General features: G+C 40.9%; 18 protein-coding genes and 1 pseudogene. 18 read left to right on the plus strand and 1 reads right to left on the minus strand.

All coding sequences use genetic code 11. The features are described 5' to 3' along the window. The first annotated feature begins 644 nt into the window (after positions 1–644). From QNH43_RS01800 to QNH43_RS01850, 11 genes and pseudogenes are all read left to right on the plus strand, one after another. Positions 645–1,850 (plus strand): quaternary amine ABC transporter ATP-binding protein, encoded by a 1,206-nt coding sequence (locus QNH43_RS01800; RefSeq protein ID WP_283916596.1) that lies wholly within the window; start codon positions 645–647, stop codon positions 1,848–1,850. 4 nt (positions 1,851–1,854) lie between these two features. Then, on the plus strand, positions 1,855–3,582 hold the full coding sequence (locus tag QNH43_RS01805; protein WP_283916597.1) for a glycine betaine ABC transporter substrate-binding protein: 1,728 nt from the start codon (positions 1,855–1,857) through the stop codon (positions 3,580–3,582). Between the two features lie 835 nt (positions 3,583–4,417). After that, positions 4,418–4,572, plus strand: a pseudogene (locus tag QNH43_RS01810) (thioredoxin-disulfide reductase); the annotation flags it as partial. A gap of 58 nt (positions 4,573–4,630) precedes the next feature. Continuing rightward, the gene (locus QNH43_RS01815; RefSeq protein ID WP_283916598.1) at positions 4,631–4,975 is read left to right on the plus strand and encodes a thioredoxin family protein; all 345 of its coding nucleotides are present in this window, start codon (positions 4,631–4,633) and stop codon (positions 4,973–4,975) included. 377 nt (positions 4,976–5,352) lie between these two features. Beyond that, positions 5,353–6,552, plus strand: coding sequence for an FAD/NAD(P)-binding oxidoreductase (locus tag QNH43_RS01820; RefSeq protein WP_283918267.1), 1,200 nt, complete (start codon positions 5,353–5,355; stop codon positions 6,550–6,552). Positions 6,553–6,611: 59 nt separating this feature from the next. Next, the gene (locus QNH43_RS01825) at positions 6,612–8,045 is read left to right on the plus strand and encodes an MBL fold metallo-hydrolase (RefSeq protein ID WP_283916599.1); all 1,434 of its coding nucleotides are present in this window, start codon (positions 6,612–6,614) and stop codon (positions 8,043–8,045) included. Positions 8,046–8,265: 220 nt separating this feature from the next. Continuing rightward, positions 8,266–9,441, plus strand: a complete 1,176-nt coding sequence (locus QNH43_RS01830; RefSeq protein ID WP_076372491.1) for a MalY/PatB family protein — start codon at positions 8,266–8,268, stop codon at positions 9,439–9,441. A gap of 62 nt (positions 9,442–9,503) precedes the next feature. Continuing rightward, positions 9,504–10,949, plus strand: a complete 1,446-nt coding sequence (locus QNH43_RS01835; RefSeq protein ID WP_283916600.1) for a sigma-54 interaction domain-containing protein — start codon at positions 9,504–9,506, stop codon at positions 10,947–10,949. A gap of 203 nt (positions 10,950–11,152) precedes the next feature. Further along, positions 11,153–12,631 (plus strand): amino acid permease, encoded by a 1,479-nt coding sequence (locus QNH43_RS01840; RefSeq protein ID WP_283916601.1) that lies wholly within the window; start codon positions 11,153–11,155, stop codon positions 12,629–12,631. 99 nt (positions 12,632–12,730) lie between these two features. Further along, complete coding sequence (locus QNH43_RS01845) at positions 12,731–13,108, plus strand: RidA family protein (RefSeq protein WP_076372497.1); 378 nt, start codon at positions 12,731–12,733, stop codon at positions 13,106–13,108. Positions 13,109–13,206: 98 nt separating this feature from the next. Continuing rightward, complete coding sequence (locus QNH43_RS01850) at positions 13,207–14,199, plus strand: D-cysteate sulfo-lyase (RefSeq protein WP_283916602.1); 993 nt, start codon at positions 13,207–13,209, stop codon at positions 14,197–14,199. 446 nt (positions 14,200–14,645) lie between these two features. On the opposite strand, the gene QNH43_RS01855 is transcribed toward QNH43_RS01850, so the two are convergent. Next, positions 14,646–14,828: a hypothetical protein gene (locus QNH43_RS01855; RefSeq protein ID WP_076372505.1), complete on the minus strand. Its 183-nt coding sequence runs from the start codon at positions 14,826–14,828 to the stop codon at positions 14,646–14,648. 357 nt (positions 14,829–15,185) lie between these two features. On the opposite strand from QNH43_RS01855, the gene QNH43_RS01860 reads away from it, so the two are divergent. From QNH43_RS01860 to essA, 7 genes are all read left to right on the plus strand, one after another. Then, entirely contained in the window at positions 15,186–16,100 is a 915-nt protein-coding gene (locus tag QNH43_RS01860; RefSeq protein WP_283916603.1) for a nucleoside hydrolase, read from the plus strand. A 612-nt stretch (positions 16,101–16,712) separates the two neighbouring features. Then, positions 16,713–17,003, plus strand: a complete 291-nt coding sequence (locus QNH43_RS01865) for a WXG100 family type VII secretion target (RefSeq protein WP_034306171.1) — start codon at positions 16,713–16,715, stop codon at positions 17,001–17,003. Between the two features lie 96 nt (positions 17,004–17,099). After that, positions 17,100–17,339, plus strand: coding sequence for an ESX secretion system protein YukD (locus QNH43_RS01870; RefSeq protein ID WP_076372547.1), 240 nt, complete (start codon positions 17,100–17,102; stop codon positions 17,337–17,339). A gap of 71 nt (positions 17,340–17,410) precedes the next feature. After that, positions 17,411–18,742, plus strand: coding sequence for a type VII secretion protein EssB (essB, locus tag QNH43_RS01875; RefSeq protein ID WP_283916604.1), 1,332 nt, complete (start codon positions 17,411–17,413; stop codon positions 18,740–18,742). A 30-nt stretch (positions 18,743–18,772) separates the two neighbouring features. Next, the gene (gene essC, locus QNH43_RS01880) at positions 18,773–23,254 is read left to right on the plus strand and encodes a type VII secretion protein EssC (RefSeq protein ID WP_283916605.1); all 4,482 of its coding nucleotides are present in this window, start codon (positions 18,773–18,775) and stop codon (positions 23,252–23,254) included. Then, on the plus strand, positions 23,247–26,174 hold the full coding sequence (gene esaA, locus QNH43_RS01885; protein ID WP_283916606.1) for a type VII secretion protein EsaA: 2,928 nt from the start codon (positions 23,247–23,249) through the stop codon (positions 26,172–26,174). The genes essC and esaA overlap by 8 nt, the downstream gene beginning before the upstream one ends. Beyond that, on the plus strand, positions 26,161–26,643 hold the full coding sequence (gene essA, locus QNH43_RS01890; RefSeq protein ID WP_283916607.1) for a type VII secretion protein EssA: 483 nt from the start codon (positions 26,161–26,163) through the stop codon (positions 26,641–26,643). Before esaA ends, essA begins: the two co-directional genes overlap by 14 nt. Positions 26,644–26,948 lie beyond the last annotated feature (305 nt).

Below are 26,948 nucleotides of genomic sequence, written 5' to 3' on the forward strand. Positions count from 1 at the left end.
CATTCTTTGTTAAGGTAATGAAGTACTTTAGGGATACAGGTTCATTCTGAGTGCTTTGACTGAACAAAACTCTAAAATAAAAAACCATTATATTTCAGTTGGTATATGCTGTGCCTGTTAGTTTCCTCAGTTGTATTGCACCTCTTTTCCCTGCAAAGCTCAAATTAAACACATTGGGAATCCCATAATCATATTTCTATGCGTTTTGGTGTTATACTGCACTGCAAGTATCATTCCACCTGGTAAAGGAAATGAAGTACTTTAGAGGGTAGTCGTAAGTCCGTCATCCGGACAAAACTCTAAGTGGAAATCGTTTATATTACAGTTGGTATATGTTGTGCCTGCTAGTTTCCTCAGTTGTGATTGCACCTCTTTTTCCCTACTTGAAATGCTCAATTAATCACACATAATATAATCCAAGTAAAGAACTGCTTCTTGGGAATAATAAATATAGATTATTTTTTCTATGCACGTTATGCCCTGTGCCACTGAATAAGTGTCACTTCCACTTTTTTTTGAAAAAGATTGGGGTAGAATTTCGTTATTTCAAGGTACTTGTGCATTAATAATCATCACTCGCATAAAACGGGGGAATTCAGCAAAACTGAATATCATATGGGCAACTATTAGAATGAGGTGAATTGATGAAGCCGTATGTAGAAGTCAGAAATGTCTCGAAAATTTTTGGCAAATCTCCAAAAGCAGCAACAGACTTATTGAAGCAAGGCAAAACGAAAAAGGAAATCTTGAAAGAAACAGGACAAACGGTCGGAGTGAATAATGTTAATTTCGAGATTTATCCCGGCGAGATTTTTGTCATCATGGGCCTATCCGGAAGCGGGAAATCCACTTTGATCCGCATGTTCAACCGTTTGATCGATCCGACATTGGGTGAAATTTTAATTGATGATGAAGATATCGTGAAGATGAACGCGGCCCGCTTAAGGGAAGTCAGACAAAAGAAGATAAGCATGGTCTTTCAGAACTTTGCTTTATTTCCACATAAAACGATATTGGAAAACGCTGAATTCGGGCTCGAAATTCAAAAAGTAGATCCAGCAAAACGTCATGAAAATGCGATGAAGGCTCTTGAGGCCGTTGGATTGAAAGGCTACGAAAATCAGCTGCCATCCCAGCTTAGCGGCGGTATGCAGCAAAGGGTTGGGTTAGCCCGGGCACTCGCAAGTGATACGGATATCCTATTGATGGATGAAGCCTTCAGTGCCCTTGATCCATTGATTCGTAAGGATATGCAGGATGAGCTGATTCAAATCCAAGATCAGTACAAAAAAACGATCATTTTCATTACACATGACCTTGATGAAGCATTAAGGATAGGGGATAGAATTGCCCTCATGAAAGATGGAAGTGTAATTCAATTGGGAACCCCTGAACAAATCATGATGAATCCAGCCAATGAATTCGTCGAGAAGTTTGTGGAAGATGTTGATCTGTCAAAAGTATTGACAGCGTCTCATGTGATGATACGCCCAGAGAAGATCGCGGTGGACAGAGGTCCGAGGGTTGCCTTGGAAATCATGCGTAAACAAGGGTATTCCAGCATTTTTGTTGTGGATAGAAAGCAGAAGTTATTGGGGGCCGTGACTGCTGAACAGGCTCGTCAGGCAATGAGCAATGACCAATCGATCTCAGAGGTGATGTCAACCGATATCCCAACTGTAAAAGAGGATGAATTACTTGGAAACCTCATGGATGTGATGGCGACTTCAAGCTTGCCAATCTCAGTCATCGATGATCAGAACAGAATTAAAGGAATCCTTCTTCGCGGTGCCGTTATCGGTGCTTTGGCCGGCAATAAAGATTCCTTGAATGAAATGGAGAGTGAATAATTCAATGAATATGCCGAAAATCCCACTAGGAGCTTGGGTCGATTCTTTGGTGGATTGGATAACTATTGTATTTGCTGGATTATTTACATTTATTACAAATGTGATCGAGGGTCTATTGAATATCTTGGTCGATGTAATGAGTGCAGGACCTTCGATCGTTTTAATCATCGTCCTGACCCTTCTAGTTACTTATACAAGCAGATGGCCATTGGGAGTATTTGCATTCATCAGCTTACTATTGATCGATAATCTTGGTTATTGGGAATCAAGCATCCAAACTCTGGCAATCGTTATATTGTCAGGAGCTTTAACCATAGTGATCGGGATTCCGATCGGAATATGGTGTGCCCAAAATAAAACCGTGCGCAATATCGTAACCCCGATCTTGGATTTCATGCAAACGATGCCTGCATTCGTTTATTTGATTCCTTCGATATTATTCTTTGGAATAGGGGTAGTACCTGGGATCATTGCGTCATTCATTTTCGCTATCGCACCGACAATCCGAATGACCAATCTTGGGATTCAGGAAGTGCCTAATGATTTGATCGAGGCATCGGATGCTTTTGGTTCAACCAGCAGCCAAAAGTTATTCAAGGTACAAATACCATTGGCTACTCCAACGATTATGGCAGGAGTTAACCAAAGCATCATGCTCGCACTGTCAATGGTTGTTACAGCCTCATTGGTTGGGGCACCCGGACTTGGGGCTGATGTCTACAGGGCTGTCAGCCAAATTAATGTTGGGCAAGGATTTGAAGCAGGATTATCCATCGTAATCATTGCAATCATTTTAGATCGTATCACGCAAAACCTTCGTAAACCAGCTTACGAACATATCGTTAGCAGGAAAATCATTTTTACAATATTGGCTTTACTTGTTGTAGGTACTGCACTATTCGGTGCTTTTACAAAAGAAAAAGCTGTGAACGGGGATGAAAACAGTCTTGCTGCCAAGGCCAATTATGAAATCATCGGAATTGAACCTGGAGCAGGAATAATGAAGCTGACTAAAACGGCTATAGATGATTATAAGCTGGATGATTGGAACGTGGTTGAAGGGTCATCGGCAGCGATGGTTGCAGAATTGAAAAAAGCAATTGATAAAAAAGAACCAATCGTCGTTACAGGATGGTCACCGCATTGGATGTTCTCGAAATATGACTTGAAATATCTCGAAGATCCGAATGAATCATTCGGCAAGGCTGAAAATATCAATTCGATTGCCAGAAAAGGCCTCGAACAAGATGCACCTGGTGCTTATAAAATTCTTGATCAATTCTTCTGGGATACTAAAGATATGGAAGATGTAATGGTCAAAGTTACTGAAGGCATGTCTCCTTCAGAAGCAGCAGAAAAATGGATAAAGGAAAATCAGGACAAAGTATCCGCATGGACCAAAGGTGCTGAATCAGGAAATGGTGAAAAAATCAAACTGGTTTATGTTGCTTGGGACACGGAAATTGCCAGTACGAATGTGATTGGCAAGGTACTGGAGCAGAATGGCTATGATGTAACATTGAGTCAGGTCGAAGTGGGGCCAATGTTTGCTGGTGTAGCAAACGGAAGTGCGGACGCAATGGTAGCTGCATGGCTCCCGGGAACACATCTTGAATACTATAATAAGTATAAAGATGAAATGGTTGACCTTGGACCAAACTTAAAAGGAACAAAGCTTGGACTGGTCGTACCGGATTACGTCGATATTGATTCGATTGAAGACTTGAAATAAGAATTATCCCCTACAGGTAGACTGAGGAAAAAGAGAACATGAAAAAATGTTCTTAACAGTTTACCTGGGAGGGGATTTTTCTATGGCTAAAAGCAGCAAAGAATTAATGCGAGAGGACAAACGTTTGAAGTTGGATGAGGGTTAGTCATATCGTGAGCGACTTGGTTTAAAAAGTGATATGCAAAAGGCAGGTGTCCAATAAAGCCTTTTGAAGATAAACGTGATGTGTGGAAGAAAAAGTTAGCCACAAATTCTGTTCATGTAAGGCCTATCCAGTCTCTTTGAGCCTGGCTTAGGATTGAACTGAAGGACGACACATACATCCAGTTTTTAATTCTATAATACCAGTAACGTTAAATCGCCTAAATAAATTGAAGGCGATTTTTTTCTTTCATCAGAAGTAACACATTAACATTGTTTATGTATCCTATTTCAGTTAACCGATGCGGAAATGAAAGTTCTCGTTAACCGATATGTTAGAGAACCATTTTATACAAGTTGATTTTATTACAGGTGCAAAAGTAGTTCCCATTCCTAAGAAGGCATCAAGCTTGATGAGAAAGTCTTTTTAAGAGGAATGGTGGCAAAATTGAGAATTTATAAAGTGTGGGGTGTGCAAAACAAGCGGTTTTACAGGAGAAATTAGTTGGCATGGTTTTTGCATATATAAATAAGAGTAAATCAAGAAAGGAGGGAGAGCTGAATGGCCAAATATTCAGCTTTGTTGGTAAGAGTCTCAGGAGATAATGACGACTATTCAAGTACTCCTCTCCATTGTTTTTAGGAACTATTGTCGGATTCGTACTTGGTTTGCTCGGCAGATGTGGATCAATTTACGGACGATATGGAATATATCACCGTGAATCCTGGTGCAAACGAATATTCCTGATGTATTTACGTGCGGATAAATACGGCCAAGCAATTATTGCTGCAGGAAGTGGTTGTATGGCTGCTCTGGATTGCGAAAGATATCTTGATGCAAGAGCGATATCAAGTAATGGAGACAACAGTATAACATTGAGAACAAAATATAGGGAGGATTGTAATTATGAAAGAGATCAAAACCGAGCAAGAGTTTGACGAGGCGATTTTATCAACAAAACCGGTTGTTGCCAAATTTTATGTTGAATGGTGCCCAGACTGTCAGAGTACCAATTTATTCATGCCAATTGTAGAAGAAGCGTATAAAGAAAAAATAGATATGATCGCAGTAAATCGAGACCATTTTCCGGAACTATTAGAGAAGCTAGATGTGTATGGAATTCCAAGCTTTATTGCTTTTCAAGAAGGGAAGGAACTTAATCGCTTTGTAAGTAAAAGCGGAAAAAGCCAGGAAGAGGTTGAACAGTTTCTCAATCATATCGTAGAAGAAAGTGGAAAATTAAAAAGATAATCATTTTTTACTAGTATTTAATTGGGAGGGTGCCTATCCAAAAAGATTTCGGTGCCGCTTCCATCAAATCCAATACTGAAACTCAATTAGAGCTGCTCTACTTTGTAACGTTAATCAGAGACCCGCATTAATCTGAAGCCAATAAATATTCAAAATAACCGGTTTTATCAACCTATTTTTTGCATAGTAACAATACAGCGTTTAGTTCTGGAAGAGAAGAATATATAGCTTTTCAATATAACTTTTTTGCTTTAGGGGATTATGCTCGGACTTGTTGGAGGGGGAGCTGTCGGCGAAACAAGCTAATCATTATTGTTGAAGCGTTAGATTGGTGAGCTACTTTATAAATTGGAGATGAGGTGCTTGGAATGGCAAAGATGAAGAATGAAAAACATTACAAAATTTTGATTGTAGGAGGTGGCAGTGCCGGAATTACGGTTGCAGCCCGCCTTTTGCGTGAATCACGTACTCTTAGCGGAAACATTGCCATCATTGACCCTGCCACGAAACATTATTATCAGCCATTATGGACACTTGTAGGAGCTGGTGAAGCTGACAAAACTGTGACACAAAGGGAGGAAGCATCCGTTATTCCGAACGGAGCCGTGTGGGTACAGGATGCGGTTACCACATTTGAGCCCGATGAAAATGTTGTTGTAACAGCATCCGGAAAGAAACTGCACTACGAATACCTAGTTGTTGCAGCCGGGATTCAAATTGACTGGCATAAAATCAAAGGTTTAAAAGAGAGTATTGGAAAGAATGGAGTATGTAGTAATTACTCTTATGATCATGTTGATAGCACCTGGGAGGCGATCAGAAACTTCAAGGGGGGGACTTCCATTTTCACCAATCCGAACACGCCGGTAAAATGCGGTGGGGCTCCTCAAAAAATAATGTATATGGCAGAGGACTATTTCAAAAAATCAGGAGTTCGCCAGCAATCTTCGGTTATTTTTGTTTCAGGGAACCCATCCATATTCAATGTGAAAAAATATGAACAGGCACTAAATAAAATAATTGAACGAAAAGAAATAGAGACGTATTTTTTGCATCATCTTGTTGAAATTGATGGTGACAAGAAGCGAGCGACATTTGAAAACCTGAACACAGAAGAGCGCGTGAATATGCACTATGACATGATACATGTGGTACCACCCATGAGCGCTCCCGATTTTATCAAGAATAGTTCGCTCGCGGATAGTAATGGGTGGCTGAATGTGGACAAATATACACTTCAGCATCAACACTATGACAATGTATTCGGCATAGGGGATTGCACAAACCTGCCTACGTCGAAAACGGGGGCTGCAATTCGCAAACAAGCGCCAGTGCTTGTGCAAAATTTACTTCATCGGATGCGTGCCAAACTTATGGTTCATAAATATGACGGCTATACGTCATGTCCGCTTGTTACCGGATATGGGCGGCTTATACTGGCTGAGTTCAATTATGATTTACAGCCGCAAGAAACCTTTCCAATCGATCAATCCCGTGAGAGGCTCAGTATGTATTTATTGAAGAAAAACTTGCTTCCCATTATGTATTGGAACGGAATGCTTAAAGGAAAGATGTAAAAACGTTGATGGCCATAACAAAACAAAAGTATCCGAGGTGCCTGAAAGGAGAAGGATTTATGCTATTAAAGTATTTTTATGATGATAAACTGGCTCAAGCTTCATACCTTGTGGGATGTCAGGCTACTGGCGAAGCGATCATTGTTGATCCGTCACGTAATATAGAACCTTATATTAAAACGGCTGGAGCACATGGTGTGCGGATCGTGGGTGTAACGGAAACGCACATCCACGCGGATTTTTTATCTGGTTCACAGGAGCTAGCTTCAAGGCTTGGGGCCACATTGTATTTGTCTGATGAAGGAGGGGCGGACTGGAAATATGAGTACGCAACTGGGTATGAACACTGCCTTCTAAAAAATGGAGACGTATTTTCCATTGGGAATATCAATTTTGAGGTGGTACATACACCAGGACACACACCTGAACATATATCGCTGCTCGTAACAGATGGGGGTGCATCTACCAAGGATCCGCTCGGCATATTTACCGGAGATTTTGTATTTGTGGGTGATGTGGGGCGTCCCGACTTATTAGAAAAAGCCGCAGGGGTGCACGCTTCCTCGGGAAAAATGGCAAGCATGATGTATCGATCTCTGCAGCAGTTTAAAAACCTTCCTGACTATCTGCAAGTATGGCCAGGACATGGAGCGGGCAGTGCCTGTGGAAAAGCGCTAGGTGCAATCCCGTCGTCAACCATCGGATATGAAAAACGGACAAATTGGGCATTGCAATATGATAATGAGGATCGCTTTATAGAAGCGCTGTTGGCTGGACAGCCGGAGGCACCCCCTTATTTTTCAATGATGAAGTGGTTGAATAAAGAGGGAGCGCAGCAAATTAGAAGGATGGCAACACCACATCATATGGAGGTTTCAATAGATATTGTGCAGGAATGGACGGAACAGGGAATTGTCGTTGATACGCGTCCAGCCAGCGAATTTGCCACCAAGCATATACGAGGGGTAATGAATATCCCTTATAACAAATCATTTGTAACGTGGGCGGGATGGTTGTTGGATTATGACCAGCCTATATATCTTCTAGCATGCAATGCTGATGTTGCAGGTATTGTAAAAGATCTCCAGTCCATTGGGTTGGATCGCGTCATTGCAACAATGGATCCAAATATCATTGAGCAGGCAGGAGAATCCGATTCGCGTGTTATGAATTATGAAGAAGTGACAATGGACATGGTAGAAGACGCCATTCAGACAGAAAGCATATATGTGCTAGATGTCCGAAGCATGAACGAATGGAAGGAAGGCCATTTTCCACAAGCTAATCACGTCATGCTTGGTCATTTACAAGAACAGGCACCTAAACTTCCACATGATAAACCAATTTTGGTTTATTGCAAAACCGGAGGAAGATCAGCCATCGCTGCAAGCCTTCTGCAAGTTCATGGTTTTAAGGAAGTAAAAAGTCTTGTAGGCGGTTATGAAGAATGGAGTAAACAGAAGAAGTTGCCACCCACTAGAGAAGTTAAATGAAATCTTTGAATTTTATCATCCATGCAAAAATTTTACCATGATTGCAAATGTGTAAATGCTTATGATCAGAGGGTTTTTAAAAATGACCGCGGTATAAGGGGATTCGACCAAGTAATTCTATAAAAATAAGGAGATTTTATAGGAGAAATGGGTTGGCATGACAATTGCATATATAAAAGAGGCAAGGTACACAAGCAAACATGAGAAGGAGAGATACTCGATGAAATATAATTTTGACCAAGAAATCCGTCGACTGAACACTGACTGCGAAAAGTGGGATGATCTTGAAAATCATTTTGGTGTAAAGGATGTTATACCGATGTGGGTGGCCGATATGGATTTTCAGTCTCCACAACCTATCATCGAAGCATTAAAACAACGTGTGGAGCACGGTGTTTATGGCTACACGCTTAGACCGGACTCGTACATGGAATCCATTGTTGGCTGGCTGAAAAGAAGACATCGATGGTCCATTGAGAAAGAATGGATTACCCACAGCCCAGGAGTGATTCCAGCTCTCTCGTTGGCGATTCAGTCCTTCACGCAGACAGGGGACAAAATAATTATCCAACCTCCTGTATACCATCATTTTGCCCGTGTGATCCAAGCGAATGGCCGTGAAATTGTAAACAACCCGCTTAAGCTTGAAAATGGGCGTTATTTAATAGATTTCGAAGACCTGGAGGCAAAGATAGATTCATCGGTAAAAATGTTGATTCTGTGCAGTCCACATAACCCGATCGGAAGGGTATGGAGCAAAGAAGAATTGACGAGACTGGGGCAGCTTTGTATGAAGCACAATATTCTCGTTGTCGCAGATGAAATTCATTTTGACTTTGTTTATAAGACACATACCCATATTCCTTTTGCTTCTATATCAGAAGAGTTTGCGAACCATTCTCTTACCTGCATTGCTCCAAGCAAAACTTTTAACCTAATGGGTGTGCAGACGTCAAGTATCATTATTCCAAATCAGCAACTGCGCGATAGGTATGAACGGGAACTTCATACATTATCCATTGGTTCGCCGAACATATTTGGCGTTGTTGCGTTAGAGGCTGCTTACCGACACGGAGAAGAATGGCTGGATCAGCTCCTTGAATATTTGCAGGGGAATTTGGAGTTCACCATGAATTACTTCAGCAAAAACATCCCGCAAATCAAAGTCATCCAGCCTGAAGGCTCCTACCTTGTATGGCTTGATTGCCGGGAATTGGGAGTTGAAGAAATGGATCAATTTATGTTGCACCGGGCAAGGGTTGCAATGAATGAAGGGCAGATTTTCGGTATGGAAGGTGAAGGGTTTATGCGGCTCAATATTGCTTGTCCACGTTCGATGTTGAAAAATGCTCTGGGTGGCATAGAAAAAGCTGTCTCCTCTTTGTGCAAAGCGTAGAAATTTATTTTATAATAAATTTATTTTATTATTCATAAAGCGCAATAGCAAAGGAGGATAATATGGCAGGCTTTATCGGCATGCAGCAGTTTATTCAAGATTACGCTGAGAACACAGCAGGAATCCTTGGACTGGATATAACCGTGCTTGATGAAAAGGGCGTTCGTATTAGCGGAACTGGCTACTATAAAGATCTCATTGGCAAAACGGCTCCGGAAGGCTCCTTTTTCAGAATGATATTGGAAACAGGGGAGCCTGGAGTGGTTTACGATGTGAAAAAAGATGAGTCGCAGTGTAGGAGTTGTAAATTCGTAAATCAATGCAAAGAACTCGCTACAATCGGGTTTCCAATTGTAAAGCAAGACAAACCGGTTGGCGTCATAGGCATGATTGGTTTTTCCCATGAACAAAAGGAGAAAATGATTATAGAATCAGAGAATCTGATACAGTTTCTCCGCAATGTTAGTACATTGTTAGTCAATAAATTAGCAATGCTGGACCCTGATAAAGAACCGGGTTGCAAAATTCAAGAAGAGATACCTATTCCCCAAAAAGCTATTTCTTTTGAAAACATTCTTGGGAAAGATTCCGGGCTTCAAGATGTTATTAAAAAAGCTAGACGGATTATAAACAGCCCATCCACTGTTTTGATAAGGGGAGATAGCGGTACGGGAAAGGAATTATTAGCCAAAGCGATTCATTTTGAAAGCAAGCGCCGAATGCATTCATTTGTGGCAGTAAATTGCGCAGCCATACCTGAGAGCTTATTGGAAAGTGAGTTGTTTGGTTACGAGGGCGGATCATTTACCGGCTCGAGTAGGAATGGGAAGATGGGGAAATTTGAATTAGCGCACAAAGGAACCATTTTTCTTGATGAAATTGGTGATATGCCGCTTTTCTTGCAGCCAAAGTTATTACGGGTTTTACAAGAAAGAGAGATTGAAAGAATCGGTGGAAAAAAAGCAATCGAGATTAATGTACGGGTGATTGCAGCCACTCACCGAAACTTAGAGGAAATGGTGCGAAACGGTACCTTTCGCGAAGATTTATATTATCGTCTCAATGTCCTCCCTCTCCATACCAAACCTTTGAGAGAACGGCGTGATGACATCACTTTGTATCTCGAACATTTCATTCATAAACATTGTATGATCATGCAAAGGAATCCAATGAGACTTGACCCCATGCTGGAGCGATGGCTTATTGGCTATGATTGGCCTGGTAATATACGGCAATTGGAAAACGCCGTAGAATATATGATCAATATGGCCGAATCGGATATTGTGGGCTTTCAAGATTTACCTGACTATCTCTTTCAACAGGACCATCTCTCTGTTGAGTGCAATGGATTAAGCTTAGAACAAATGATTTCAGAATATGAAAAAGAAGTAATCCAGAGCTATTTCCTGGCTGAAAAATATCGAAATGATAAAGAACAAATTGCCAGGGAACTACAGATTAGCCTATCTACCCTATATCGCAAGTTGGAAAAGTATAAATTATGTTAAATTCATCTATTTTACTAATTAAAATTAATGCGGGAGAGTGCTTATAGCATTTTCTCGGCTGAATTAAAAGCGGAGGGCAGAGGTATTTTGATAATTGACCGAAAATTATAAAAATGTTTCAATAAAGACATTTTTTAAAAGAACAACAAGATGAACCTGCATACCAATTGTATTTGAACTATGAGTAGACAGGGGGATACACTATGGGAAAATTAGAAGCAGAGATAAGTAACACCCTAGAAGAGCGAAATTCAAAAGGATCATTACAAAGGAAGCTGCAATCCAGACATTTAACGATGATGGCCATTGGTGGTGCAATTGGAACTGGATTGTTTGTATCCAGCGGATCGACGATTAGCACTGCGGGGCCGGGAGGAGCGCTTGCTGCATATATTCTGGTAGGAATCATGGTCTATTTTGTCATGAATAGTTTAGGAGAACTGTCGGCCTTCTTACCGGTTCCGGGGGCTTTTGACATTTATGCCTCAAAGTATATTGATCCTGCGTTAGGCTTTGCGTTAGGTTGGAACTATTGGTATACAACCGCAATAACGGTTCCTGCAGATTTGGTGGCCTCTACTCTTATTATGAAGTATTGGTTCCCGGACTCACCTTCTATCTTGTGGAGCGCACTTTTTCTGGGTTTGTTGCTAATCTTAAATGTTTTATCAGTCAAGGCATATGGGGAAAGTGAATACTGGTTTGCCGGTATTAAGGTCATCTCGATCATCGTGTTTCTCGTTATTGGGGTTGCCATGATTTTTGGAATTATGGGAGGACATACGGTCGGGTTCAGTAACTTTACCCAAGGAGATGCTCCTTTCCATGGCGGGCTTGTATCTATCTTTAGTGTTGTGCTCATCGCGGGCTTTGCATTCCAGGGAACGGAGGTGATTGCGACGGCAGCCGGTGAAACCGAAAATCCATCGAAAAACGTACCGAAAGCGATTCGGTCAATCTTCTGGAGAATCCTTATTTTCTACGTGTTGACGATTTTTGTTATCGGTTTGATTATCCCTTATACGGATCCAAACCTGCTTAAATCCGGCGTTCAAAATGTATCTATCAGTCCTTTTACGCTCGTTCTTCAGAGAGCTGGGTTGGCATTTGCCGCTTCCGTCATGAATGCAGTGCTTCTTACCTCTGTATTATCAGCTGCAAATTCAGCAATGTATGCTTCTTCACGTATGCTATGGGCACTGGCGAAAGAAGGAAAGGCACCACGCATCTTTGCAAGTCTTAACAGGAAGGGAATTCCCATGTGGGCCCTTTGTACAACTGCTTTTATAGGGCTTGCCTCTTTTTTGGCTTCCCTTTTTGGAAATGGTTCCGTTTTTATTTGGTTGGTAAATGCTTCAGCCCTTACCGGATTTATCAAATGGTTCGGGATTGCCGTTAGTCATTACCGCTTTCGTAAGGCCTATGTAGCCCAAGGCAGAGATCTAAATGAATTGCCGTTTAAAGCCAAATGGTACCCTCTGGGTCCGGTTATCACACTATTATTTTTTGTGGTTTTCATTTTTGGACAGACTCTTTTTTTCGGACATCAGATTGGCTGGGCGGAAATACTGGCTACCTACATTGGTCTTCCTATTTTCTTGCTTCTCTGGCTTGGTTATAAAATCATTAAGAAAACAAAAATGGTTCCTCTGATGGAGTGTGATTTTGAGCGGAAAGAATAAGAGGGAAGGCTTGTGGTGAATGTAAGCGTTTTATTTAAATGGAAATTAAATTCTATTACGTATTAATAGGATTACACACAAAAAAAAGAGGTGGTTTATATGATAAAAGAAGCGATCATAACAAAAGAAGCCCCCAAGGCTATCGGACCTTATTCACAAGGTATTAAGGCAGGAAATACAGTTTACACTTCAGGGCAGCTGCCAATTGATCCTGAAACTGGAGAAATGCCTGATAATATTGAAGAGCAAACAAGGGTGTCATTGGAGAACCTTAAGAAGGTTTTAGAAGCGGCGGGATCAAGCTTACAGCAGGTAATAAAAACAACGGTTTTCTTAAGCGATATGAATCACTTTGCCGTGATGAATCATGTATATGGAGAGTTTTTCCCTGATAATTATCCGGCAAGAAGTGCGGTTGAAGTTGCTCGTTTACCTAAAGATGCTTTTATTGAAATAGAAGCGGTGGCTATTATTTAATGATATATAATTGAAAAGGGAAGGCAGATTGATATTCAATTTTCTTTAATGTAAATATGGCCAGTCTTAAACAAAAAATATCAGGAGGATTTTTAAAAATGAATTTAGCACAATTCCCCAGACAGCGATATACACCAACAGAAACACCCATTGAGAAGCTACACCATCTTTCTGAAGTTCTTGGTGGTCCTTCTATTTATCTTAAACGAGACGATATGCTTGGTCTGACGGCTGGGGGAAATAAAACAAGGAAACTGGAATTCCTTGTTGCAGATGCATTGGAAAAAGGTGCGGATACGTTGATTACATGTGGAGGCATTCAATCCAATCATTGCCGTTTAACATTAGCGGCAGCGGTTAAAGAAAAAATGAAGTGCATTCTTGTGTTGGAAGAAGGTCTTGAAAATGCTGAACCAGATTTTAACGGTAACTATTTTCTCTATCATTTATTGGGCGCTGAACAAATAAAAGTAGTGCCTAATGGAGCGGACTTAATGCAGGAAATGCAGAAAATAGCTAAAGGGGTAAAAGAGACTGGACATAGCCCGTACATCATTCCGGTTGGGGGATCGAATGTTATTGGTGCAACGGGATATGTTGCTTGCGCACAGGAGATCTTGGCACAGTCATTTGACCAAGGGATTGATTTGAAAGCAGTTATTTGTGTAAGCGGAAGCGGAGGAATGCATGCTGGTTTGGCGGCCGGATTTCATGGAAACCAAAGTGGAATATCGGTAATCGGAATAAATGTAAGCAGAGGAAAAGCTGAACAAGAAGAGAAAGTTTATCAGCTAGTTAACGAAACTTTAGCACACATCGGCATTCCAAATTCAATTCCTCGTGAGGCTGTTACGTGTTTTGATGAGTATGTCGGTCCTGGTTATGCTTTGCCTACACCTGAAATGGTGGAAGCAGTCAAGCTAATGGCAAGAACGGAAGGGATTTTGCTGGATCCGGTATATACGGGTAAAGCGGCAGCGGGACTCATCGATTTAATCCAAAAAGGCACCTTTAAACCTGAGGATAACATTCTATTTGTTCACTCTGGTGGAGCTTCATCGTTATACGCCAATACTTCACTATTTTATTGAAATTTGATTATTATATGGCATAGTGTGAATCAAAAAAACAATAAATATAGAAGGCAAAGGATCTTCTGGTTCTAAGATGCATTTATTCGAAAGAGGTATATAGAATCAGCCCCATGAAGCCATACCAAATAGTATATGAATGAATTTCATCTGATTTGGTATTGACTTTAACAATGCTTTCTCCTGCTGTGGGATGGAATATGAGTTATTCCGTAAATAGACTGTAAATAAGGGTTGGTATGTTGCATTCGTCAAAAATGAGGTGGATGAAAATTTCCGGCTCATTAGAATCATAGTTTTTAAGAAAACATTCACCATAATGTACATGTCCTTTCCTTCCACATATTCAGTTTTTTCCAAGTCGCTGGTTCAATCCCATCGACTTGGAAAGGAAAAGCTCCATTTGGCTAAGCAGCTTATAGCTTAACCAAATGGAGCTTTTTAAATCAATGGATGGAAATGAATTTACTCCTCAATTCCTCTTCCGTCACTTCGATCTTTCCTTTCAAATCTTCAGCCAGTAATACATAACTTTTCACGCCAATGAATTCTGAATGTGATATTAAAAAGAATTTTGTTCCTTTTTTATACGCAGAAGGAACATCTTCAATCAGCTTAAACATTTTCATCCTTTTTCCACCTTGGATATCATAAATTCGTAACGGTTGTATTCATAACTGCTTTTGTAGTAGACGAAATGGCATTGAACAAGCTGATGAGGATTAGGTCACTACTCAGATGCAACTTCTTCTTCTCACTTTTTATATCATTGATATTTATGAGCGGTCAACTATTATTACGGTAGATACAAGAAGCAGCTGGCATTGTCATTTGTTTGTGAATTAAGAGTATTCCTAACTTTCTGTGGAACTGCCTATCGTTGAATGTTAAAATTCAGTTGGAAAACAGTGTTTCATGATACATAAGGAAGAGAAAAGAGAGGGCAATCAATTTGTTATTTCTCTATTTTGGAAGGTGTGGAAATATTGAAACCAATCATATTTGATGTTGATACTGGGATTGATGATGCCATGGCAATGGCGTATGCTTTAAATTCCCCGGAATTGGAAGTGCTCGGATTCACCACTTGCTTTGGTAACGTGCCCGTTGTTGAATCGACCCGCAATACACTTGCCGTTTTGGAGAAATTAAATAGGCGCATTCCGGTTTTTGAAGGTGCTGACCAAACTTTGATGCGCGGAAGGAAGAAGAAATATCCGAAGCATGTTCATGGGGAAGACGGGTTAGGAAATACTCTTCAGTTTGAACCAACCATCAAAGCATCACAAGGAAATGCAGCAGATTTCATTATCGATCAAGTGAAAAGCCGACCGAATGAAATTACGATTATTGCAGTTGGACCACTGACTAACATCGCATTGGCGATTAAAAAAGCCCCAATGGTCATGCCCTTAGTAAAAGAGGTCGTTATTATGGGCGGTGCCGTAAACGTACCAGGAAATGTAACGCCCTATGCTGAAGCGAACATAATATCAGATCCTGAAGCAGCTGATCAGGTATTTGCTTCAGGACTGCCAATCACCCTAGTGGGGCTTGATGTTACACTCCAAACATATCTGTTGAAATCGAATCTTGATGGTTGGCGTGCCACTGGTAAGGAAAGCGCCAAATTTTTAGCGGAAATGACCGATTATTATATGAAAGCATATGAAAACTCCCATCCAGGCTTGGGCGGTTGCGCCCTTCATGATCCGCTTGCTGTCGGGGTTGCGGTTGATTCAAGTTTTGTGAATACAGAATGGATGAACGTCAAGGTGATGACAGAGGGTGAAGAAACAGGCAGGACAATTGGTCAAAAGGATGGCGAATCAAGAATAAAGGTCTGTACGAATGTGGAAAGTGATCGGTTTTTGAAACATTTTTTGGAACGGGTTATTTGACTAAGCAACGAAAGTGAATCATGTATTAAGTATATAGGTCATCACTTTTCCAAAAACCTTTGGGAAGAGATGGCCTGTTTCTGTTGGATATACAGATTCCCGTTATATGACGTATTTCTGCTTTAGCTGAGGTGAGTGGTTAGCCGAAATAATAGGCCGAAAAAAGCGGAACCAGTTCCAAATATCTTTGTAAAAAAGGACCCCCGTTCATTCGAGTGTCCATTTTTGAATGATTTGGGATTCCATCAATTATAAAATCGAACAGTATGGAAACGTTTGATTTTCAGGATTTAATCAAACGTTTGATTAATTTCCTGGAAAAGTAAGTCTAAAGTCCCTAATATTATGTTTGAAACCATATTATTGGATGATGGTTCAGAAATATTGGGTATAAGGAACTTTTTTTACCATAAAAAAGTAAAAAGTTAAAAATTAATGTAAAAAAGGGTTTAAATATTGGGGAAAACAGGTATATAGACTTTTATAATGCCATATTTAGGATTTTTTGCATAATCATAATTTACCATTTTTCGACTTTGCGTCTATTTATATGGCAGAAAATGTATGGTTCTATTAAAATGTACTATATAAGATAAAAGGAGGATTTTTTCTATGTCACAAATTCGTGTAACACCTTCAGAACTGAAAGATGTAGCTAGACAATATGATAATGAGAGCCAACAAGTAACGGATATGATTGGTCGTTTAGATAGAATGAGAGATCATTTAACTGGTATTTGGGAAGGTTCTTCCAGTGAGGCTTTCGTAGGTCAGTACGAAGAATTAAAGCCTTCATTCATGGATATGGCTCGTTTGTTGAATGAAGTTTCTCAACAATTGAATAAATCAGCTCAAATCCTTGAAGACACAGATAATCAGATTGCTAGTCAAATTCGCGGATAATCATTAGGTCAATGAGATAAAGAATTTTCTGGGAAAAAGCGCCGCGACTCTTTATGAAGATCGTGGTGTTTTTTTGCTTTAAAAGAGGTGGTTTCCATATATATTCAACTGACGATCGATTTAAACAGGTATACAGGGGAAGTGTTTGATTTGCAAGTGTCGAATTACCGCTCCATCAAGAAGGTTGTGGAAATAATATGGCAGGTAAAGGGTATTGCCAGTGCACCTAAAGAAGGTTATTGGGTGCGGGTCCAGAATAAAGAGTTCGTATGTTCAGGTTATGAAACCCTGCTTGATAGCGGAATTACGACGGGGGACCGCCTTGAGATCCTCTAATGGATTAAGTGTGGACTCTTTATAGGAAAAAAGTCTAAAGCCCTTTAGCAGGGGTAAAGGAGTTACATAAAATGGATGAGAAAAAATCCTCATATCTGGAGAAAAAAACAGAAGCTGCAATGATGAAGGATGATAAGGGGCTTTCGTTCGTTTTCCAACGGGCCAAACTATTAATGCAAGACCCACTGGAATTACAGCTTATTCATGAAGCGGATGATGCTATCCAGAAACATATAGAAGTGACAGAGGACGAGGTGAAGATCAGAGTAAATCCACCAGCCTCTTTTTTTGTTTTTTCCAAAGCTAAAGATAAAAATCCATTGAGTAGATGGTTATCTTCTTATCAAATCTTGAAGAAAATCAAGAATCATGAATTGAGTCGCCTGCAACTAGTCGTCTGTCCAGAAAATATCGTTTTTGATTCAAGCTTGGCCCCATATTTCCTGCATTATGGCGTAAAAGACAGTTTGCCTCCTTATGAGAATGATCAAGAAGAGCTATTTAAGGAAACGAAGGCAACGATTTCGGCGCTAGTGGATGGGCAGTATACATTCGAAGAGTACCTGCTATACCATAAAACACTGAAACTATCGAATGAAACACAAAGTATATTGGCATCGGGGACTTGGGATGAACTTTCCACGGTCATTCAAAATCGGATAGATGCTTTAGAGAAGGAAGAAAAAGCATTTGTGCATATCCCTGAAAAGAAATGGAAAACGGGCCGTTATACACTTTGGGGCACGGTGATCGTTCTAGTCCCGCTGCTGTTGTTCACGATTTACACACTATTTTTCTCCCACCCTAAGCAGGAAGCATATGTAGCAAGCGGTGAAAGCTTCTTAAAACAAAATTACAGTGAAGTCATTGACCGTTTGGAAAACTATGATCCGAAAAAAATGCCGTATGTCGTTCAGTATGAACTGGCGAAGTCCTATGTCACTTATGAGCCGCTGGATGATGTCAGGAAGAAGAATGTAGAAAATGCAATCACATTGCAGACCGATAGTCAGTATCTTCTATATTGGATTTATATAGGCAGGGGCATGAACGAGGACGCGATCGATTTGGGGAGAATCATGGAGGATCGAGAATTGATTACATATGGTCTTTTAAATCAGAAAGAACAAATCAAGTTGGACGATAACCTTTCTGGGGAAGAAAAGGAAACGCAAATTAAAGAAATCGATACTGAGTTGTCCGAATATGGAAAGGAACTAAAGGAATTGCAAAAGCAATTAGAGGAACAGCAAGATCAGAACCAGTCTTCAACAGAATCGAATATAGAGGATAAAGGCGCAGCGGAAACAAAACCTGCTGTAAAAGAAGAAGCGGAAAAGGAATCTGCTTCAAAGGATTCCTCCAATAAATCATCTGAAGAAAAAGAGAAAAGCAAAGAGTGAGCAATAGGCCTTTTGCGGAGGTGAGATTTAATGAGTTTATTATGGATTTATTCTAAGGAGACCTACCAATCCTATACGATCAAGGATGATCATAACGGTCCAATTACGATTGGGCCTTCAAAACAGGATACGATTATGGTTTATTCGATTCCCTTTGAACATGGTCCCATCAAGCTGAAAAAACATGAAGGACTTGATGGATATGAGGTGTTTAGAGAGGACAAGAAGCTTGGCGATGTAAAGCCATTCCAAAGCTTCACCTTTCGTGAAGGAGAAGAAACGGTCGAGATTTTTTATACAGCAGGGGAATTGGAAGAAAGCCTCTATTATATAGGCAATTTGAAAGAAATCACTTTATCGGCCAAGGTGGGAGCGACTATCCGTAAAGAAGGACCAGTTTCTGGCAATGGATTTTCCTTTTTGCTTCATAAAGGGCAGTGGCTTCTCATGCCAAAGGAAAATAGCACGATATTCCTGAATGGTGAAAGGGTGACGAAGGCCGTTCCCATTCAAAATGGTGATCTGATTTGCTGGCCGAATATGGCGCTGAGATTGGTTGAAGGCGACTTATTGAGGGTTCACTGTGCCGAGAGTTATGAAACATCTTTATCTAAAATGAAGAAGCCAATCTCTGAAATGAAAAAAAACTATCCACAATATCGCAGGACGCCAAGGATGATCTACGAATTGCCGGATGAGAAAGTGACAATATCTTTTCCGAGCCAGGAATCGGAAGATAATAATAGAGGGTTATGGCTAATCCTTATGCCGCCTTTAATGATGTTAATCGTCATGGGGGTCATCACGGTCATTCAGCCTCGGGGCATTTTCATCATCATATCGATTGTGATGTTCACAACGACTTTAGTTACCTCGACGGTACAATACTTTAAAGACAAAAAGAGGCAAAAATCCAGAGAAGAAAAACGTCAACGTGTATATACCAGGTATCTAGAGCAGAAGAGGGAAGAATTGCAAGAGCTGTCTGAAAAACAAAAGAATGTGCTGTTCTATCATTACCCTTCCTTTGAAAGGATGAAGCTTCTCACTGAAAGTATCAGCGACCGTATATGGGAGCGAACTTTGGAAAGTGAAGATGCCCTGCACTTTAAGATTGGAACGGCGACCATACCCTCAAGTTATGAGGTATCGGTAAATAGTAGCGATATGTCCAATCGGGATATCGATGATTTACTTGAGCAGTCGCAAGAACTTGTGGATGTATACAAAAACCTGGATGATCTTCCGTTATCCATCGATTTATCAAGCGGATCGATGGGCCTTGTCGGAAAGGAATCGATTGTTAAACGGGAGCTGCAACAATTGATTGGGCAACTGGCCTTTTTTCATAGTTATCATGATGTTCGATTTGTGGCCATTTTTCCGGAAAAGGATTACCAAGAATGGGAATGGATGAAATGGCTCCCTCATTTTCAATTGCCGCATGCCTATGCAAAAGGCTTTATATATAATGAGCAATCACGTGACCAGCTACTGACCTCGATTTATCAGCTATTGAGGGAAAGAGATTTGGATGAGAACAAAGGGAAAGTGAGATTCACTCCCCATTTTGTCTTTATTGTCACGGATCGTAATTTAATTGCGGAGCATGTCATTTTGGAATATTTAGAAGGTAAAACAGGCGATTTAGGTATCTCGACTATTTTTGCAGCGGATGCAAAAGAAAGTTTGACTGAAAATGTCCATACGCTTGTGAAGTATATAAATGATCTTGAAGGTGAAATTCTCATCCAGCAAACGAAGGCCGTTCATACTCCTTTTAAACTTGATGCCCATTCAAAAGAAGGGAATGAGCGTTATGCACGTACGCTGCGTTCACTAGATCATCAAAAAGGCATGAACAATTCCATACCGGAAACGGTATCATTTCTGGAATTATTGAAAGTTCGTGAAGTGGAAGATCTGCCTATTAGCCAAAACTGGCGGACCAATCAGTCTTCCAAATCCTTGGCAGTGCCCATTGGATTGAAAGGGAAAACGGATAGGGTTGAATTGAACTTGCATGAAAAGGCGCATGGCCCCCATGGATTGGTTGCTGGAACGACAGGGTCGGGGAAAAGTGAATTACTGCAAACCTACATCCTATCATTAGCCGTTCATTATCATCCGCATGAAGTTGCCTTTTTGCTCATTGATTATAAAGGTGGGGGAATGGCACAGCCATTCAGGCAGATTCCGCATCTGCTCGGAGTCATTACGAATATTGAGGGAAGCAAGAACTTCAGTGCCAGGGCATTAGCCTCCATTAATAGTGAATTGAAGAAACGCCAGCGCTTGTTCGATCGATATGAAGTCAATCATATCAACGATTACACGGACTTATACAAAGAAGGCAAAGCGGATGAACCGTTACCGCATTTATTTTTGATATCAGATGAGTTTGCGGAACTTAAAAACGAAGAACCGGATTTCATCCGTGAATTAGTGAGTACGGCGCGTATTGGACGGAGCTTGGGAGTTCATTTAATTCTTGCTACACAAAAGCCGGGCGGTGTAATTGATAACCAGATTTGGAGCAATGCCCGTTTTAAGATTTCCTTGAAAGTGCAGGATGCCAATGATAGTAAGGAAATTCTTAAAAATAGCGATGCGGCAAATATTACTGTCACGGGACGGGGATATTTGCAGGTAGGAAATAACGAGGTTTATGAATTGTTCCAGTCTGCGTGGAGCGGTGCACCATATTTAGAGGATACGGTTGGATCTGAGGATGAAGTGGCGCTTGTCACGGACCTCGGCCTTGTTCAAATCTCAAATGTATCGGAACAGATCACTAATAAGAGGAAAGAAAAGATTAGTGAAATTGAAGCCGTGGCGGATCGAATTGTGGCGGCACAGGAAAAAATGGAGATCAAGAAGCTGGCAAGCCCGTGGCTGCCGCCTCTTTCAAATCGTTTATCGAGAAACGCTGAAAGAAGCCTGACGAGCAATCAATTCCACTTGGGAATGAAGGATGAGCCCGAATTGCAGAGCCAGACAAATTATGTATATAACTGGATTGAGGATGGGAATATTGGGGTTTTTGGTTCTTCCGGATACGGCAAGTCAACCACCGTTTTGACACTTCTCTTTAGTTTTGCAGATCAATTCAGTCCAAAAGAGCTGCATTATTATATTTTCGATTTCGGGAATAGCGCTCTATTGCCAATGCGACAGCTGCCTCATACAGGGGAATACTTTAGGTTCGATGAGCTAAGGAAAATTGAAAAATTCATGTTATTCATGAAGACAGAAATGGAAAGGCGTAAGCAGCTCTTTTCAGATAAGGAGCTTAGTAACATAAAGCTTTATAATGCATTAGTGGAAGATAAATTGCCGATTATTTATATCGTGGTCGATAATTTTGACTTAGTGAAGGATGAGATGCAAGACCAGGAAGCGCAATTCGTTCAGTTTGCACGTGATGGACAATCACTTGGAATATTCATGATTTTAACGGCAACGAGAATCAATGCGGTTCGCCAGCCGTTAATGAATAGTCTTAAGACGAAGGTCGTCCATTACTTAATGGACAGTTCTGAACAATATTCGGTTTTGGGGAGAACCCCATATGAAAATGAACCTGTTCCGGGCAGGGCGTTGGTGAAAAAGGACCAAACCTATCTCACGCAGGTTTATCTACCAGCCGATGGTGCGGATGATATAGCCGTTTTGGAAGAAATGAAACAAGCCGTGGCAGAACATAAGGTTAAATATAAGGAAACGGCCAAACCGCCGGCGATTCCGATGTTACCGGCACGTCTTGATTCCAGTAGCTTCAAGAGTTATTGTTCACAAGCCATTAAGAAGGATTCCATTCCAATCGGGCTTTCAGAGGAAAGTGTTGCACCTGTTTTCGTGGAGTTGAATTCCAATCCATTCCTGCTTGTCGTAGGACAGTCACGTAAAGGGAAAACGAATGTCCTTAAAGTGCTCCTGGAATCGTTGCTTACACAGGCAATTGGGGAAATTGGTTTATTTGACGGAGTTGACCGTGGCCTATCTACTTATGCTTTAGAGGAGAAGGTGAGCTATGTGGAAACAAAAGATCAGATAACCGAATGGCTCGATCATATCACTGAAATATTTGAAGAACGTGAAAGAAGTTATCTAGCGGTATTGGAAAATAAACCGATGAAGCAACTGGAATTCCCGCCGATCATGTTTGTCATAGATAGCATTTCAAGGATCCAGCAAACGATAGACAGCAGGATTCAGGATAGGATCAGCGGTTTGATGAAACAGTACAGCCATCTCGGCTTTAGTCTGATTGTCGCTGGAAATGCCAACGACTTCACGAAGGGGTATGATTCTTTGACAACCGAACTGAAACAAGTCAGGCAGGCTGTTTTGCTTCTTAAAAAATCGGACCAAAGCTTGTATACCCTCTCCTATTCCAGAAAAGAAGAAGAAATACAGCCGGGTTACGGATACTTTGTGCTGAATGGCCAGGAGAGTAAAATCCAAATACCTCTAAGTGAAGAAAGAAGGAGAGTGCAAGAGAGTGTCTGAAAAAATAAAACCGATGCTATTAATCGGTAAAATACTGGTGATCTTAGCGTTGCCGATCTTGTTTTTTTCTTATATTGGCCAAAATCCAATGAAAAAGACAGAAACGGCTTCCCGTGAAATCGCCATTGTAAATGAAGATAATGGCACTGAATTTAATAATAATCCTATTTTCGTGGGCTCAGAGCTTGTTACTACATTGGACAAGGATTCTGAATATCAGTGGTTTGTGGTTAATAGAAGTACGGCGGAAAGTGGACTTGCAAATGAAAAGTATGATGCAATTATATATTTTCCGTCCGATTTTTCAGAGAATATTTATACGTTCGATGATGAACAGCCTGTCAAGGCGGGGATAAAGTACAAGGTACAACCTAGTTTGAATGCAGAGAACATGGAAAAGGTACAAAAGGAATTAGAGAAGACAAAGAGTAAAATGAATAAGCATATTTCAACACAGTATTGGAGCTATGTTTCCCAATCGGTCGAGGACATCCGTAAGAAGTTCGATAATGTCCTTGCTAAAGAAATCGCTTTTCAAAACACGATGTATGAGTTTTATACTCCAAGCTCGGAAAGCCTTGCTGGTGAAATCAAGCAGCATAAGGACATGCTTGAAGGAGTCTTTGCCCAAACGAAGGATGCTGGCAAAACGAGTAATGAAACAATGGATGAAATAGGGAATACCAAGACTCAAATGGCTTCCTTTGTAGAAGATGTAGTTTCTTTTGAGGAATATCAAAAAGCTCAAAGTATTCTTTTTGAGAAGGCTTCGGCTCAAAATCAGCAACTTGTCAACGAGAGTGTTCAATCATATGACAAGGTGCTGAATGAGGGGAGCCAGTCGATACCGGAGATTCAGCAAGGGATGAATACGAAATACAGCCTTAATGATCAAGGCATTAGTGAGAATGTTGGAATCATGCAGCAGAAACTCGATTCCAGCAGTAATGAATTGGACCAATTTTCAACAAGCATGAAAGACAAACAAGTAGAACAAATTACGAAAATCACCCAAGATCAACAAAGCTCGATTGAACAATTGAAACAAACGGAAGAGGCGGGTCTTGATGACCTTCAGTCTACCTTGCTTGTTCAAAGAGGAAATCTTGCAAGCAGCTCTGGTGATGGGGAGGTCATTGATGAAGGAACGACGCCTATAGAAGATATTGAAACGGAAACGGAAAAAGGTGAATCGGTTGCTGCACCTGAAAAGAAGGACCCGATTGATGAACTGTCGCTACAGGTATTGCTGGATCAAATAAATGGGATCAACACGGCACTTGAAAGTTTGGTGCCGGCTGAAGGAAGTGAAGGAGCTGCTGAACAAATCAACATCCTTACAGCAGAACTCCAAGCGGAAATCAATAATCTGAGCGGAACGGTAAACGGCAGGACAGGGAATTATAACCAAGTGATAACTGAGTTTAATACACTGGTAGATTCATATAATGAGCTGCTGGCGCAGTTTACGCAATTACAAGCTGATTATAATGAACTCGGCACGAATTATAAGGATTTAGGTGACCAATGGAAAAAGTCACAGGAAGATATTCAAAAATTACAGGACATCCAGAGTATGACAATCGATGAGGCCATCGCGGAAATCAAGACTCTCGAACAGTCACTTCTTGAAAAAGTGGGGGGAGAAAGGCGAGCGGTTCTAGTGAGGGCCTTTGAGAATCCTATCACCAACCGGGATTCAACTACCCTCCTTGCCTATTACGGTTCACTCTCATCTTATGGAGAATTGGCTGAAAGAGTCACGGAAGCAAATGTAGATAAGGTATTTGCAGCCAATATAAAAGAATTGGAAAACTTGAAAAATGGGGTTTCCGGAAACGTAGATGAAGAAGCGAAACTCGTTAAAGCCAGCTTAGCAGGAGTCAATGAGAACTTCGGCATGTTCTCAGATTCCATTAAGGGTTATATGAAAGAATATGATGCTAACGTTGAAACGGGGCAGAAAGCCACTTTAGCTGAATTAGCGGCAATTACCGGTAAGGCTCAAGAAGTGTCTGCCAGTTTGTCGGATCATATGGAAGTTCCTGAAATGGAGGCCGAACCTCCAGTTAATCTTGATGGAGAAATGTTTGTATCACTTCAAGACAATACGGCAACAACTGTCGGCTTCATTTCCGAACTTGTCAATTCTGTAGCGGAACGACAGGCCACGGTCACGAAGGATACAGCGGACCTGCAAGCGAAAGTGGGGTCAGTACAGGAAAGGGCCGATCAGCTTAATGATAATTGGTCCCAAAATGTAGACTCAACCGAAAGAATCAAGACGGACGTATATAGTGTATTGAACAATACTCTAGTCGATGATCAGCAGAACGGGTATGTGTACGAATATTTAGCGAATCCCGTACAAATCAGCGGGGAAGTCCTTCATCAGGAAAAGGTAAATATCCCGCCAATCGTCATGTTGGTGATCATACTCATTTCTGGGTTATTGATCGGTTTCTTCCTGCATCATTATGAAACCATTCCAATGATGGTCCATGCGGCCTTGTTTACCTTACTGAACCTGATCGTAGGTTTAATCATCAGCATGTATGGGTTGAAGATCTATCCGCTGGGAGATATGCAGGAGATTAAATGGACCGTTTTCACCGTCCTGCTTTTATTCTTCTGTTCAGCGTTTACCCGACTTGCCTTCTCGATTGGGCCGTTTGTCGGTGCTATCCTGGTGATTGGTTTGATCAGTTTCTTTACCATTCCATTATTGGATTTAATCATGCCTAATTTCAATGTAGACCACCCGGTTGCAGACGTATACATGTCCATTCAATTCGGTAATCAGTCGGCATTCATTCCGGCTAGTATCATCTTGATTGTGCTGACGCTTATTGCAACGATCATTCCGTATATAGTGAAGCGTCTTACAGAAAGAAGAGCAATGGCCCATGAAGTGGAATAAATACGTGATGCCTGTCTTGCTCATCCTGTTTTTTAGCCATGCGCCTCATGGCGGGGCGGAAGAGGAACCCATGGTGGAGCCCAATGAATATCAAGAAAAGGATATTGATATTCAAACGGAGTATTTCCATGAAGAAGGATTGTTGGAACAGAAGCGGAAACTGCCTGAAGAACAAAAGGACCTCACTTTTGAAAGAGGGAAATATGATGCCGTTGACTCGATGAAGGACTCACTGTTTCTGTCTCCGGTAACGGAGAATCAGAATAATACCATCGCTTCAAAATCAGAACAGCTTGGATTATTCTCGGAAGTCGCCATTCGGACGAGAAGCGAAGAAGAAACAGAGCCTTCCCTTAATTTTGACCTGACGATATTGCTCGGCATCGTTTTGGCACTTTTGGTCGTTTGTTTGTTTTTTATCCTTATCCCGAAATTGGGGAAGCTGAATGGAGATGTTAAACGAAAATGAAAACAGCCCGATTCCTAAGTCAGGAATCGGGCTGTTTTGCTACATATCCATAACGGTTTTAATAAGCCCTAAAAGAAGGGCGGCCGCGAAGATCAAAATGAAGAATTTTTTATACATGATCAGTACCTCTTATATCTTATGACTGGATTGCATTCATTTTAGCATAAACAAGACAGAAAAGAAGTTTCCTTAAAATGTACAGATCGGTAGGGAGTGGCTTCATTGCCTTTATGAAAAGGTGGACCATTTATTGGAGTTTCTAAAAGGGGTTCGGAATTTTTTAATTCCGAACCCCTTTTGTCTAC

It is taken from the genome of Peribacillus simplex (assembly GCF_030123325.1).
Classification (GTDB): Bacteria; Bacillota; Bacilli; order Bacillales; family DSM-1321; genus Peribacillus; species Peribacillus simplex_D.